Raw genomic sequence first — 13,059 nt, 5'->3', positions numbered from 1 at the left:
CTGTAGCAGGAAAAAAAGCCGCTACGCCAGGGCTGTTGGGAACCAGAATCAGAGCACAAGCAGGGGGCCGGCACTACGGTGCCGGCCCCCTGCTTGTTAATGATGGTCTGGCCCTGCTTTATTCTTCGACGGCTTCGGCCTCGCGCTCGCTGCGGCGGGCGTCTTCATGGCGCCAAGGCACTTCTCCGAAAGGTTGGGAAACCGGCTGTGGGCTAAGGTTGGTGGCCAGGCGCAAGATGTCGGGACGCGCATAATGGCCGGCCGAATCGCAGGCGTATTTCAAGAATACGATTTCGGACAGATCAATATCGGCCACCAGTATGTTTTCTTCGTCCATATTGGGGCCGGCCAGCATGCGGCCCGTGGGCGAGATGATGGCGCTCCAGCCACCGCCCGTGCGGATCATGTCGGGCTGGTCGACCAGGTCGAGGCGTTTCAGCACTTCGTCGTCGATGCGCGAGCTGACGTTGATGACAAAGCTTTGCGATGCCCAAGCGTGATAACGCGCCGCTGTCTCGACCACCTGGTTGAAGAAACCCGAGTTGGGGTCGTGGGTAAGGGCCGAAATGCCCGGCCAGCATCCGATGTGGATTTGCTGGCCTTGGCTGGTAAGCGCATATCGTGCCAGGTCCATCGTGTGTTCCCAGCAGATCAGGCCGCCCATTTTGCCAATGTCGGTGTTGAAGACCGGCAGGTCAGAGCCGTCGCCTCGGCCCCAGATGGTGCGCTCTACATGAGTGGGCTGCAGCTTGCGATGCCGGCCCATGATCTGGCCGCTGCGATCAAAATAAAGCTGGGTGTTGTACAGCGTGCCGCCCTCGCGCTCGGACATGCCCAGCACCACGTATACCCCCGCGCGGCGAGCGGCCGCGCCAATGCGATTGGTGGCGTCGCTGCCGATCTCGACGCTGTTGGTGTACATCTCGTAGTACAGCGGCGCCCCGCGCGTGGGCGTATGTGTCCAGATCCAGAACGGATAGCCGGGCACGAAGGTTTCGGGGAAGGCGACCAAATCGGCCCCTTGCTCGGCCGACTCTTCGATCAGCCTGCAGGCTTTTTCAATGGATTCGTCGCGGTTCAGAAACACCGACGCGGCATGAACGGCCGCCGCCTTGAATTTGGGAAATACGTCTGCCATGGGAGGCTCCTGAGTATTAATTGCTGGGGGCTTTTGCAGCGAACACGCCCCCTGCCGAAAAAATCGATTTCAAGAAGCAACAATGCCCCAACGGGTGGCAAACGTCAATGCCCCGGCCTCGACCTTTTGGCGTCAAGCGTCGGCGCAATAATTTGTGGAAATTGTTCTTCTTCCGTAAGAGCAGGCCTGTCGAATTCCACGCTGCTTAGCAATAACGCCAATATGAGACGACCCGGAAAGGACATACGATATCCTGGTGTCTATCACGCCTACCGAATATTTACTGTTGCGATCATGACCATCCACCAGTTGTCTCCCGAATTCAAGCAGAACATCCTGCAGGTTGCGGGCGCCTTGGTGCCCGTCGCGCGCGGCTGCTTCTACGAGGTCGGCCCCGATCTCGAACCGGGCGCGCATGTGGTGCTGGGCGGCGAAACACGCTGGATCAAGCCCTATGGCGAAACCTATCGCCGCTACGACCCGTTTCATCCGCGTTACTTTTCTGGTAGCCGGCGGTCTATTATTACCGCCACCGATGTACGCGGCGGCATCCATAGCCACCCCATCTACGTGCGCGAATTCATGCAACCCATCGGCGTGGCGCACAAGGTTGAACTGCTGCTGCGCGACCCCGATAACCAGATCATCGCCGGCCTGCGGCTTGGCAGAAGCGCAACGCAAGGCGAATTCTCGGCAGATACGCTTCAAACGCTCAATGCTTTCCTACCGGTCATCGAAAAAGCCTGCCTGGGCGCCCGCCGTCCGGCGCCGTTTCCTTGGGCCAACCTAACCGAGCGTGAAAGCGAAGTGATGCAATGCCTGCTGGAGGCCATGCCCGACAAGCTCATCGCGCGTCGGCTGGGCGTATCTTTGTCTACCGTCAAGCTCCATACCAAAACCATTTTCCGAAAACTTGGTGTGGCCGGTCGAGCCGAAGCCATTGTGCTGGCCTATCAGTCGAATTCAACCTAGCAGAAATTCGGCTTACCGCTGTTTATCGAATGCGGCCAGCCCCTGCTCACTTGATATAGTGCCGCGCCACCAGCGCCAGGTCGCTGTCGGCGTTTCCTGCCTGCGCCACATCACTGAACAAGGCCAACGCCTGCTTCGTAAGATTCATGGGCAGGCCGTTCTGGGAGCCGCTGTGCACAATGACACCCATATCCTTAACCGCCCCCGCAACACTGAACGCCACCGGCGTGCGGGCCCCCTTTATCACTTCGACCTTGGGCGCCAAGGCGGGCAATGCGGCGGGCGTGTCTAAAATGACATCCAGCATCGCATCCAGCGACAGGCCGGCCGCTGAACCCGCGCCCAGGGCTTCGGCCAGCCCCGCAAAATAGACGCTCATCAGGTTATTGACGCAGTGCTTCATCGCCATGCCATGACCGGCAGGCCCGCAATACACGACACGGCGAGAGTAGGCCTGCCAGATATCCTGCAGCGAATCCACGGCCTGCTTGTCTCCCGCTGTTAGGCTTAGCAGCTTCCCCTGAAGGGCCGGGGCCACCGTTCCGACAACAGGCGCCTCGATGAAAACGCCCCCCGCCTCGCCGACCATGTCCGCCAGCTTGTGCACCGTATCAAGCCGTATCGTGGCCATTTCGACGAATGTCTTGCCCCGGCCGGAACCGCCCGCGAGCATGCGTGCATGAACTTCCAAAGTAGCTTCATCATTGCTCAATATGGACAGGATCACTTCGCTGCGAGCCACCAGATCTTCAAGCGAAGCGGCAATTGCCACACCCTGGGGCGGTTCTTTGGCGCTGCGATTCCATGCGATGACGTCCATGCCGGCTTCAGCCAGCCGGCCAGCCATCGCCATGCCCATTCTCCCCAAACCCACAAAGCCGATTTTTTTCATTGCAAAGCACTCCGATGTAAACCTTCGCGTAGCAGTCAAATTACCACCACGTGGCGTGCCGAGTAAACGACTGCGTCCCTATCCTTAAGGATAGTAGGCGGCCCGCGACCTGGCCCGCTAGACTCATAGACATGAATACGCCGTTGCAGCCCCCACGCCCCGCCCCCATGTCCACTGCCGAAGCCGCGGCCTACGCGCGTCGCGTTGAAGAACTGGGACGGCTCGCACATGTCGACCCGGTTCTGAGCATCGCATATGGCGACCTGCCCAGCCAGCGCTTCGAGGTGTATGAGCCTTCAAACGCGGCCAATGCGCCCGTGCTCATCTTCCTGCACGGCGGGGCTTGGACGCACGGCGGCCTTGATTGGTTGCGTTTCATGGCGCCAGCCGTGCTCGAAATGCCGGCAGTGTTCATCGGGCTGACTTACCGCCTGGCTCCCGAACATCGATGGCCGGCCGCTTTCGATGACGTCTGTGCCGCCTTGCCCGCCGTTCACGAGCTTATTCGCCAACGCGGCTATGACGAGAAGCGCGTGGTGATCGGCGGGCATTCAGCCGGCGGCCACCTGGCGGCGCTGGCCATGCTGCGGAACAATCTCCCCTGGATACGGGCTTGTTTTCCCGTCAGCAGCCGTTTCGACCTGCGAACCGCCAATCCGAAACCGGGCGGCGGCGAAGAACGTGTGTACAAGCTGGTGCTGGCCGACCCCTCGCAAGATGCCGAGGCCAGTCCCTTGTGCTTCGTCAAGAAAAACTCTGTCCCTTTTCATATCATTTGGGGTGAAAATGACTTTGAGCGCGTCAGCACCAGCTCGCAGGCCATGGTCGCCGCGCTGCAACAGCTGGGATGCGCCGTTACACATGGCATCGTGCCGGGCGCGGGACACTTCGACACGCACTTGGCGCTAGGCGCGGCGGACAACTCTTGGTACCAACGCCTGAACAAGGAGTTCGAGCCATGCTGATAGAACGAGCCGAAGGCAAATGGGTGGCGGATTTCGTCGAAGTGTTTGGCCTGTGCAAGATTAAGCCCGGCGAGGTCGTCGCCATTTTGTCAGAAACCCAGTCTCGGCCGGTTTTGGTCGAGCTTGCCGAACTGGCCCTTATTCAGATGGGCGCACGCGCGTTTCATGTGCGCATGCCGACCCCACGCCTGGAAACAACCATCCCGGTGCGTTCGACGGGCGCCACACAAGCCATCGGCGAGCTCGAACAAATAGTGCAATTGCTGGCTTCCTGCGATGTGGTCATCGACTGCACGGTCGAAGGGCTGCTTCATTCGCCCGAACGTGCCGCCATTCTATCCAGGGGCGCGCGGATCTTCATGATCAGCAACGAACACCCCGAGATCCTTGAACGACTCAAGCCGTCAGCCCAGCTTCAGGACAAATGCCTGGCCGGAGCCAAGCTGATTACCGATGCCGAAGCCATGAAGGTCACTTCGCAGGCCGGCACCGCACTGACGGTCAACTTGCAAGGCACGCAAGGCCGGGGCAGCGCGGGCATTGCCGACCAACCCGGCAGCTTCGGCTATTGGCCCGCCGGCCTGTGCATTTGCTTTCCGCGCCCCGGCAGCGTCAACGGCACACTTGTCCTGGCACCGGGCGACGTCAACCTGACGTTCAAGCGATATATCGAATCCGCAGTCGTTTTCCACATCGAAAACGATTACGTGATCGCTATAGACGGCAGCGGCATCGATGCCGAGCTAATACGGGGGTACTACAAAAGCTGGAACGAGCCCGATGCCTATGCCGTGGCCCACGTGGGCTGGGGGATGGCGCCCGCCGCCCGCTGGGATGCCATGGCCATGTACGACAAGCGCGACACCAACGGCACTGAACTGCGGGCATTTGCCGGAAATTTTCTGTTTTCGACCGGCGCCAACGAAACCGCAGGCCGCTACACGGGCTGCCATTTCGACTACCCCATGCGCAACTGCAGCGTCTTCCTGGATGACCGCTGCGTCGTCGACTCGGGATCGCTAACCGGAGAGCTGTCGTAATGGCCGCCCAGCCCTATATCGATGTGCACGAGGTTGGCCTGACGCTGGCCGGTAACTCAATCTACGAATCCCTGTCACTCGCTATTCCCGAGTCGAAGTTTTTCTTTTTGCTGGGGCCCTCGGGTTGCGGCAAATCGACTCTGTTGCGCTTGATAGCGGGCTTGATTGAACCCTCAACCGGCGCATTGCGCGTAGACGGCGAGCCGGCTCAAGACGCCTGGCAGAAAAGCGCATTCATATTTCAATCGCCGCGCCTGGCAGGCTGGCGTACCGCCATCGACAACGTAGCCCTGGCCGGACAACTTCGGTTCGGCGGGTCGGCACGCAAATATCGCGAGCGCGCCGCCGAATTGCTGACAAGCCTGGGGCTAGGCAACGATTTGCACAAGACGCCCGCCATGCTTTCGGGCGGCGAACGACAACGCGTGGCCATTGCCAGAGCTTTTTTGCTGGACCCGCCCATCATTCTGATGGACGAACCTTTTTCGGCGCTCGATCTGAAAACCCGCGAACTCCTGCGCCACGAGCTCGCGGAACTCTGGAGGCTCTACAAGAAGACCGTCGTATTCGTCACCCACGACATCGACGACGCCCTGTCCCTGGCGGACCGCATTGCGGTGCTGGGCCCCAAGCCCACACGCGTTCTGGACATCATGGACATCGATCAACCTCGCCCGCGCAACCTGGCCTCGCCGGTATCGCAAACCTTGCGCGGGCGACTCGAACAGCTACTGACTCAATAACGAGGAGACATAAATGAAAGCTCGCGCAAAATTGCTCCTGGCCGTAACCGCCCTATGCTCACTATTGGGCACAGCGGCAGCACAAGCCAAAGAAACCGTCACCTACGCCTATCAGATGGACCCCATGTACGAAGCCGCACTGTGGGCCATGAAAAACGGCAAGGTCACCTCGGACAAGATCGAAGTCAAAATGACGGCTTTGTCCATTCCCGCACTGATCCAGGCCACCACCACCAAGCAATACGACGCCATCCAGGCCGATGTGATCAACGTGCAGCGTTCGGCCGACCGAGGGCTGCCCCTGGTGATTCTTTCGACCGCCAACCGCTATAACGCCAAGGGAGAGGGACACAACATCTGGGTCAAGAAAGACAGCCCCTATCAAACCATGCAAGACCTCAAGGGCAAGAAGATTGCCGTGCCCTCGCTGGGCTCGTCGGGCTTCAACCTGCTTCGCTTTGCAACCGAAGAGCGCCACAACGTCAACATGAACCCGCTGGGCGGCGATTTCGTATTCGTTGAAATGCCGGTGCCCCAGATTGAAGCCGCGCTTGCAGCCGGTCAGGTGGACGCCGCCACAACCATCCTCAGCCAGAACTATCGCGTTGCAAAGTCAGGCGACTACCGGCCTGTGGCGACTCCGGCTCGCGACATGTACGAACTGTGGAATTTGCGCATGATTCCTTCCATCAATGTCAGCTACCCGGAAAAAATCAAGGAGCGGCCTGAGGCCATGAAAGAGCTCGGGCGCATGATGGCCGAGTCGGCCGCGTACCTGCGCGCGAATCCCGACGAAGTCTACGGTGCTGTTGCCGAAGAGCAAAACATCGATCCAGACTTCTTCAAGGCATTATCCGCAGGGTATGCCGAGTCGCCAAACGTTCTGACGGATGACGACCGCAAAGCCATCATCAAGCTATGGGATCTGGCCCATAAGCGGGGTGTGCTCAAACAGGAACCCGATAACGAAAAATACTTCTGGGCGGACGCCGTCACCACTGAATGATGACAACTGCGTCTGCGGCGATGCGCAACAAGCGCATCGCCACCTACAGCTTTGCAACTGGCGTGCTGGGCCTGTGGATCGTACTAAGTACGATCTACCCCCCGTATCTTGTGCCCCGCCCGCTGGCGGTATTGAATAATATGCTGCGGTTCATCAGCGACTGGAGCTACGCGCAGCATACCGTCGCCACACTAGGGCATATTGCCGCATCGATGGCCGCCGCCTTCGTGCTGGGCGGCCTGCTTGCCACTCTGGCGCACTTTGTTCCAGTATTGCGGCTGGCAATTCATCACCGGCTGTCTCCGTTTGCCAATTCATTTTCCAGCATCGGCTGGACAATCCTGGCGGTGGTCTGGCTTGGCATAGGGCTTCCCACGGTGCTGGTCGCCATGACCGCCATTCTGCTGCCCTTTGTGCTGGTCAACCTGGGAGCCGGTTATGAATCCCTACCCGAAGAGCAAATCGAAATGGCGCGCTCTTTCACGCGCAAGCGCGTGCGGCAGGTGCGTTTGGTGATGCTGCCCTTGCTTGTGCCTTATTTGTTCGCCACGCTGCGCATCACCTTCGGCATGGCCTGCCAGGTCGTGCTTATAACCGAACTGTTCGGGGGCAACACGGGCCTGGGCTACCTGGTCAACATCGCCAGCCAGGAAGTCGACACCCCTCTTATTTTCGCGGTCGCTTTGATCATGGTGATTCTGTTTCAGCTCATTGACCATTTGGTGCTCGATCCCCTCCAGCGACGCATCAGCAAGACCTATGCATACTCCTGAACGCACCTCGGCTTCGTCTCCCGACTCAAGGCCGACGCCCAAGGATTTCGGTCGGACGCCGCCTGAGGCTAATTTGCCTCCCGCGACGCGTCCCTTTGCCTCTCACTTGATTGGCGACGGCATGGTGGTGGTGCTGCTGCTTGCCTGGTGGCTGGCCAGCCGCTCGATGGGCCAGGTGCTGGTGCCCGACCCGCTCGACATCGGCGGCCGGATGCTAAGCATCATGTTCGACCCGTCTCTTGCCCTGCATTGGGTGTGGAGCCTTTTACGGGTGCTTGGCTCGGTTGCGGCAGCCATCTTCCTGGGCGGCCTGCTGGCCCTTCTCCCGCGCTGGGTTCCCGCCACCGAAGGCGTCATACATAATCTGCTCAAGCCGTTTCTTATCTCCTTTCCCACCGTGGCCTGGGCCATATTGGCCACAATCTGGTTCGGGGTCTCCACGCCCACAGTGCTGTTCATTCAAGTGGTGATCCTAGTACCCTATTGCCTGATCAACATCAGTGAAGGCGTGCGGGTGCTCGACCCAGAACTGACCGAAATGGGTTACAGCTTTACGCGCCGCCCCTTCCGGCTACTGGTGCGCATCATCCTGCCGCAGCTTCTACCCTACTTCATCGCGGCGCTGCGCATCGCATACGGGGTCGCCTGGAAAATCGCCCTTATCGCCGAGATGTTCGGCGCCCAAAGCGGGCTGGGATACTTAATGGTGCGCGCGCAAAGCTATGCCGACGGCAACACCGTGCTGGCGACCTGCCTGGTCATCGTCATTCTGTTCTGGGCGGGAGACCGCCTTCTGATCTCACCTCTCTCCCGCCGCTTCGGCGGGCAAGGCTAAACCCTTCAATGTCCATGTCCATCGCGCCACAAAACCAGGAAATTCGCCTCATACGACATCCCGCTGGAAAAATCGGGACGGATGATTTCACCTTGGTCGACACCGCTATCGTCCCCGCCCAGGCGGGCGAAGCGGTGGTTAAAGTTCGCTGGCTTTCGATGGACACCTATCTGCAGGAACGAGCCGCCGGCGACGCCATGGGGCCGATTGTGCCGCTGCAGGGAAGAATGGCGGGGCGCGGACTGGGCACGGTCATCGAAGGCGCACTTCCCGCCGGAACACTGGTTCGCGGCGAATTCGGCTGGCAGCGCTATGCTACGGTCAGCGCCGCCGACCTTGTAACCATTCCCAGCTCATCCGCCCCCGAGACCTGGCATCTATCGGTATTGGGCGTACCGGGCTTAACTGCGTGGCTGGGGCTGCACCATTGCCTGTTGCGCAACGAGCTCGACCAAGAAGGCAAGACACTGCTGATCTCCAGCGCGGCAGGCACGGTGGGGGCCGTTGCAGGCCAATTGGCGCGGCTAAGCGGGCTTAGAGTGGTCGGTATAGCCGGCGGCCCCGCTAAATGCGCGCGGCTAAAAGAGCTTGGTTTCCATGCCGCAATCAATCGCCACACGGTAACGAGCTGGGCCGACGCCTTGGGGGCGGCCGCCCCCAAGGGCATAGATTTTTACTTCGATAACGTCGGTGGTGAAATACTCGAAGCCGCGGTGCAAAGCACAAACGACGGAGCGCGGGTGCTGCTATGCGGCCAAAGCAGCGCTTACAGTGGACAGGCCGCACGAATCAATTCGCAAGACATACTTTACAAGCGCCTTAATATCGAGGGGTTTCTGGTCTGGGATCACGCAGCCGCATTTGCTCAGGCCGGCCAGGCCCTGACTAAAGCAGCCACGGCCGGAGACATCAAGCTGGACGAAACTATTCATAATGGCTTGGCCACCGCCCCTGCCGCCTTGCGAGCCATGCTCGACGGCAACGGCATCGGCAAGCATCTGGTGCGCCTGGAAGATTAAGGACGAAATTGATGCTAGAGTAAAGCCTCAGCAACGGGTCGAAGAGCCTGTCCATGAGTACATCCAACAATTCCATTCAAGCCGCTAGCGCCTCAACAACAGCCGGGCAGGCGCCGCTGCGTATTGCGGTTGCGGGCGCCGGAGCCATCGGCTGCAGCCTGGCAGCCATGCTGGCCCATGGCGGGGTATCGGTAAGCCTGCTTGCACGTGGCGCCACGCTGGAAGCCGTGCGCGCCGACGGCGTGCGCCTGGAACGCGGCGACGCCCAGGAAACCATCCAGGCGCGCGTGGCCGCCAGCGATAACGCCCAAGAGCTCGGCGTGCAAGACGCTGTCTTGGTATGCACCAAGGCACAAGACCTGGCCGGCATCGCGCCCTTGCTTGCGCCCCTTATCGGGCCCGAAACCTGCATCATCCCGATGGTCAACGGCGTGCCGTGGTGGTATTTTCAGCGTCTTTCGGGCAGGCACGCGGGCCGCCGCGTTAATGCGGTAGACCCCGACGGCAAGCTTCTGCAAGCACTTCCAAGCGAACAGGTGCTGGGCGCGGTGCAATTTCTAACCGCCGAACGCCTGGCCCCAGGGGTGGCTTCATCCACCAACCACATGTTGGTGGTGCTGGGTGAGCTCGATCACACCGAAACCCCGCGCGCGGCGCGCTTGGTACAGGCCCTCAATGATGCCGGCATTGAATCGCGCCTTAGCCCTGGCATTCGCGACCCGCTGTGGGTAAAAATCATCGCCAACCTTACGTCCAACCCGCTTTCAGTCATAAGCGGGGCCACGCTCGACACCCTGTACGGCGACCCGCGCCTGCTGCCCATCGTGCGCAAGGTCATGAACGAATGCCTGGCCTTGGCCGCCAGTTACGGTGCGCGCATCGATTTCGACCCGCCAAGCTTTATTGAACAAGCCCAAGGCATGGGCCCCGTGCGCACGTCCATGTTGCAAGACGCCTTGGCCGGGCGCCGGCTCGAACTGGCCGCCATCGGCGACGCCGTACTTGAGCTTGCACAGCTGCAAGGCATTCCGATGCCTGTTACGCACGATATTCTCGCTCTTGCTCACTTTCGCGATGAAGCCGGGCGCGCACTGCGCGCCTGACCTTTTAAACAAGGCCCATCATGACCCTACAAGCCAAGACACTCGCCTCTTTCAATGCCGGACGACCCGTTCACTGCAATGATGAAGAATGGGCGCTACGCACCGAACTGGCCCTTTGCTACCATTTGATCGACTACATGGGATGGACCGAAACCATCTTCAACCACATCTCGGCGCGCTTACCGGGGCCCACTCACGAATACCTGGTCAACCCGTTCGGGCTGAATTACACCGAGGTTACGCCCGCCAACCTGCTCAAGGTGGATATCACGGGCCAAAAGATGGAAGACTCGCCCCATGACGGCAACCCGGCGGGCTTTGCGCTGCACGCTGCCTTGCACGAGGCCCGCGAAGATATCCGCTGCATCATCCACACACACACCACCCCCATTTCAGCGGTGGCGCAAAAGAGCGCGGGGTTCGATCACAACAGCTTCTATGGCGCCCAGTTACGCGGGCGCGTCGGCTATCACGATTTCGAAGGCATCACTTTATTCGACGACGAAAAGCCCCGCATGGTGGCTAGCCTGGGTGAAAAGCATATTCTGGTTTTGCGTAACCATGGTGTTGCGGTGGCCGAAGGCGGCATCGCCAAGGCGTTCTTCTTGCTATGGACGGTGCAGCGCGCCGCCGAGGTTCAGTGCGCCGCAGGCGCCCTGCCTGGCGAGGACGTTCCACTACCGGAAGAGGTGCAGCAAAAATGCGCCGACCTTACCGCCATGCTCATTCGAGACAGCGGCTTCGCCGACAAATTCTTCAAGGCAATGGTTCGCAAGATGCACGCAAGCCTGGGGCTGCAGATCGAGCCTTAAGCCGATTAGTCTTTCAGCAGGCGGGCCACCAGGCGAGAAGTCGCCGCAAAGTGGCCGGACAACAAAGTACATGCAAGATCGGCGTCGCGCTTGATGATGGCATCGACTATGGCCGCGTGCTCGGCGTCTACATCGCGCTGCTCGGCATGGCCTATGCCGGCGGACAAGGCGCGATAGCGGGCGGTCTGTTCGCGCATGGTGGCGCAAAAGCGTTTTAGCCAGGTGGACGGGCAGCCCGAAATAAGTACTTCGTGAAACGAGTCGTGGGCGCGTTCCCAATCGGGGTTGATGTTTTTTTCGGGCCCTTCCAGGTGCAGAGGCACGCGTTTGAGCTGATGATATGCGGCCAGCACCTGGCCTTCCCATTCGCCGTCATGGCGTTCAATCGCCTCGTGCAAGGCCAGAGATTCGAGCTTTTGGCGGGTTCGGGTGATATCGAGCAGTTCTTCTTCGGAGACGTCGGAAACGCGAAAGCCTTTTTGATCGATGGCATCGATAAAGCCCGTATTGCACAGACGCGACAGCGCCTCGCGCAATGGGATCGTGCCGACATCGTATCGCTCGGCAAGTTCGCGTATGCGCAGCTTGGCCCCCGCTGGAAACACCCCATTGATGAGGTCTTGGCGGATGGCTAACTGCAGAGACGAAGCCGTGGTACGGACGTTATTGGGATCGGCGCTCAATTTCTTGTATCCAGGTACAAATAAAGCCCCTGGCCGAAGGCCTAAGAGCCGTGATGGTGTCTATTTTAGCCTGTCCAATAAAATTAATCTATAAAACTTGATTTTGTATATATTTTGGCATAGGATTTGAATCGACGATATATTTCTTGAACACAACTCTTTTTTCCCGAGAGGACACTCATGCGGTATGTATCCATAGAACTAAACGGAAAGCCCGCATTGGGCGTGCGCAACGGCCAAGGCGACATCGACGTCATTAGTAACGAAAGCCTCGAGTCGCTGCTTGCCAACGGCACCGATCTGGCCGCCTATGCCAATAACCGCAAGGCCTCGCAAACCGTGAAAGCGGCCGACGCCAAGCTGCTTCCGCCGCTTACCCGGCCCACTAAAATCATCTGTGTCGGCCTGAACTACGCCGACCACACGGCCGAGAGCCCCTACGAGCAACCCGATTACCCCACTCTGTTCCTGCGCCTGCACACCAGCCTGATCGCCCACGATCAGCCCATCGTTCGCCCCAAGGTTTCCGACTCTCTCGACTTCGAGGGCGAGGTGGCCGTGGTGCTGGGCAAAGGCGGGCGCCATATTTCTAAAGAAGACGCCCTGGGCTGCGTAGCAGGCTACTCGGTCTTCAATGATGGCTCGGTGCGTGAATATCAGTTCAAGGCGCCCCAATGGACAGTCGGCAAGAACTTCGACGCCACCGGCGGCTTCGGCCCCGACCTGGTCACGGCTGATGAACTGCCCGCCGGAGCCAAGGGCCTGAAGATCGAAACCCGCCTGAACGGCGAAGTTGTGCAGTCGGCCAATACCTCCGACATGATCTTCGACGTAGCCACGTTGATTTCCATCATCAGCGAGGCCATCACCCTTGAAGCCGGCGACATCATTGTGTCGGGCACGCCCGCCGGCATTGGCTGGGCGCGCGACCCCAAATTGATCATGCGCGATGGCGACGTATGCGAAGTCACAGTCGAAAAGCTGGGCACGCTGCGCAACCCCATCGTGGACGAAGCTTAACCTCAAAAAAGGGGGGGGCGAATCACATAAAAGCACCCCCTTATTTCCGACGACACGG

At 59.7% G+C, this 13,059-nt stretch carries 14 protein-coding genes; 11 read left to right on the top strand and 3 right to left on the bottom strand.

Annotation, left to right across the window (positions count from 1 at the left end; translation table 11 throughout):
* Nucleotides 1–118: 118 nt before the first annotated feature.
* Complete coding sequence (locus ACIY1O_RS07550; protein ID WP_397474480.1) at nt 119–1,138, bottom strand: carbon-nitrogen hydrolase family protein; 1,020 nt, start codon at nt 1,136–1,138, stop codon at nt 119–121.
* 222 nt (nt 1,139–1,360) lie between these two features.
* Here ACIY1O_RS07550 and ACIY1O_RS07545 point away from each other — a divergent pair, with 222 nt between their 5' ends.
* On the top strand, nt 1,361–2,110 hold the full coding sequence (locus tag ACIY1O_RS07545; RefSeq protein WP_397474479.1) for a helix-turn-helix transcriptional regulator: 750 nt from the start codon (nt 1,361–1,363) through the stop codon (nt 2,108–2,110).
* 46 nt (nt 2,111–2,156) lie between these two features.
* Here the strand turns inward: ACIY1O_RS07545 and ACIY1O_RS07540 are convergent, their stop codons facing one another.
* Entirely contained in the window at nt 2,157–3,041 is an 885-nt protein-coding gene (locus tag ACIY1O_RS07540; RefSeq protein ID WP_397474478.1) for an NAD(P)-dependent oxidoreductase, read from the bottom strand.
* A gap of 92 nt (nt 3,042–3,133) precedes the next feature.
* Here ACIY1O_RS07540 and ACIY1O_RS07535 point away from each other — a divergent pair, with 92 nt between their 5' ends.
* The 9 genes from ACIY1O_RS07535 to ACIY1O_RS07495 are packed head-to-tail and all read left to right on the top strand — an operon-like array spanning nt 3,134 to nt 11,298.
* Complete coding sequence (locus ACIY1O_RS07535) at nt 3,134–3,967, top strand: alpha/beta hydrolase (protein WP_397474477.1); 834 nt, start codon at nt 3,134–3,136, stop codon at nt 3,965–3,967.
* Nucleotides 3,961–5,007, top strand: a complete 1,047-nt coding sequence (locus ACIY1O_RS07530; protein ID WP_397474476.1) for a 2,5-dihydroxypyridine 5,6-dioxygenase NicX family protein — start codon at nt 3,961–3,963, stop codon at nt 5,005–5,007. Before ACIY1O_RS07535 ends, ACIY1O_RS07530 begins: the two co-directional genes overlap by 7 nt.
* On the top strand, nt 5,007–5,750 hold the full coding sequence (locus ACIY1O_RS07525) for an ABC transporter ATP-binding protein (protein ID WP_397474475.1): 744 nt from the start codon (nt 5,007–5,009) through the stop codon (nt 5,748–5,750). The genes ACIY1O_RS07530 and ACIY1O_RS07525 overlap by 1 nt, the downstream gene beginning before the upstream one ends.
* A 13-nt stretch (nt 5,751–5,763) precedes the next feature.
* Entirely contained in the window at nt 5,764–6,756 is a 993-nt protein-coding gene (locus ACIY1O_RS07520; protein WP_397474474.1) for an ABC transporter substrate-binding protein, read from the top strand.
* A complete protein-coding gene (locus ACIY1O_RS07515; protein WP_397474473.1) occupies nt 6,753–7,529 on the top strand; it encodes an ABC transporter permease in 777 nt (258 codons plus the stop codon). Before ACIY1O_RS07520 ends, ACIY1O_RS07515 begins: the two co-directional genes overlap by 4 nt.
* Nucleotides 7,516–8,364: an ABC transporter permease gene (locus ACIY1O_RS07510; RefSeq protein ID WP_397474472.1), complete on the top strand. Its 849-nt coding sequence runs from the start codon at nt 7,516–7,518 to the stop codon at nt 8,362–8,364. Before ACIY1O_RS07515 ends, ACIY1O_RS07510 begins: the two co-directional genes overlap by 14 nt.
* A gap of 8 nt (nt 8,365–8,372) precedes the next feature.
* Nucleotides 8,373–9,383, top strand: a complete 1,011-nt coding sequence (locus ACIY1O_RS07505; RefSeq protein WP_397474471.1) for a zinc-binding dehydrogenase — start codon at nt 8,373–8,375, stop codon at nt 9,381–9,383.
* A 53-nt stretch (nt 9,384–9,436) separates the two neighbouring features.
* Nucleotides 9,437–10,486: a ketopantoate reductase family protein gene (locus tag ACIY1O_RS07500; protein ID WP_397474470.1), complete on the top strand. Its 1,050-nt coding sequence runs from the start codon at nt 9,437–9,439 to the stop codon at nt 10,484–10,486.
* A 20-nt stretch (nt 10,487–10,506) separates the two neighbouring features.
* On the top strand, nt 10,507–11,298 hold the full coding sequence (locus ACIY1O_RS07495) for a class II aldolase/adducin family protein (protein WP_397474469.1): 792 nt from the start codon (nt 10,507–10,509) through the stop codon (nt 11,296–11,298).
* Nucleotides 11,299–11,303: 5 nt separating this feature from the next.
* Here ACIY1O_RS07495 and ACIY1O_RS07490 read toward each other — a convergent pair whose 3' ends face one another.
* On the bottom strand, nt 11,304–11,981 hold the full coding sequence (locus tag ACIY1O_RS07490) for a GntR family transcriptional regulator (RefSeq protein WP_397474468.1): 678 nt from the start codon (nt 11,979–11,981) through the stop codon (nt 11,304–11,306).
* Nucleotides 11,982–12,161: 180 nt separating this feature from the next.
* On the opposite strand from ACIY1O_RS07490, the gene ACIY1O_RS07485 reads away from it, so the two are divergent.
* Entirely contained in the window at nt 12,162–13,001 is an 840-nt protein-coding gene (locus tag ACIY1O_RS07485) for a fumarylacetoacetate hydrolase family protein (RefSeq protein WP_397474467.1), read from the top strand.
* Nucleotides 13,002–13,059 lie beyond the last annotated feature (58 nt).

The organism is Pusillimonas sp., from assembly GCF_044464525.1.
GTDB lineage: Bacteria > Pseudomonadota > Gammaproteobacteria > Burkholderiales > Burkholderiaceae_B > Pusillimonas.
The sequence above is the reverse complement of the archived record's forward strand: the minus strand, read 5'-3'. Positions and strand labels throughout refer to the sequence as shown.

Excerpts from the sequence above, each read along its gene's own strand:
- ACIY1O_RS07550 (WP_397474480.1), bottom strand. The coding sequence starts at position 1,138 with ATGGCAGACGTATTTCCCAAATTCAAGGCGGCGGCCGTTCATGCCGCG.
- ACIY1O_RS07530 (WP_397474476.1), top strand. The coding sequence starts at position 3,961 with ATGCTGATAGAACGAGCCGAAGGCAAATGGGTGGCGGATTTCGTCGAA.
- ACIY1O_RS07515 (WP_397474473.1), top strand. The coding sequence starts at position 6,753 with ATGATGACAACTGCGTCTGCGGCGATGCGCAACAAGCGCATCGCCACC.
- ACIY1O_RS07520 (WP_397474474.1), top strand. The coding sequence starts at position 5,764 with ATGAAAGCTCGCGCAAAATTGCTCCTGGCCGTAACCGCCCTATGCTCA.
- ACIY1O_RS07505 (WP_397474471.1), top strand. The coding sequence starts at position 8,373 with ATGTCCATGTCCATCGCGCCACAAAACCAGGAAATTCGCCTCATACGA.
- ACIY1O_RS07495 (WP_397474469.1), top strand. The coding sequence starts at position 10,507 with ATGACCCTACAAGCCAAGACACTCGCCTCTTTCAATGCCGGACGACCC.
- ACIY1O_RS07525 (WP_397474475.1), top strand. The coding sequence starts at position 5,007 with ATGGCCGCCCAGCCCTATATCGATGTGCACGAGGTTGGCCTGACGCTG.
- ACIY1O_RS07545 (WP_397474479.1), top strand. The coding sequence starts at position 1,361 with ATGAGACGACCCGGAAAGGACATACGATATCCTGGTGTCTATCACGCC.
- ACIY1O_RS07485 (WP_397474467.1), top strand. The coding sequence starts at position 12,162 with ATGCGGTATGTATCCATAGAACTAAACGGAAAGCCCGCATTGGGCGTG.
- ACIY1O_RS07500 (WP_397474470.1), top strand. The coding sequence starts at position 9,437 with ATGAGTACATCCAACAATTCCATTCAAGCCGCTAGCGCCTCAACAACA.
- ACIY1O_RS07535 (WP_397474477.1), top strand. The coding sequence starts at position 3,134 with ATGAATACGCCGTTGCAGCCCCCACGCCCCGCCCCCATGTCCACTGCC.
- ACIY1O_RS07510 (WP_397474472.1), top strand. The coding sequence starts at position 7,516 with ATGCATACTCCTGAACGCACCTCGGCTTCGTCTCCCGACTCAAGGCCG.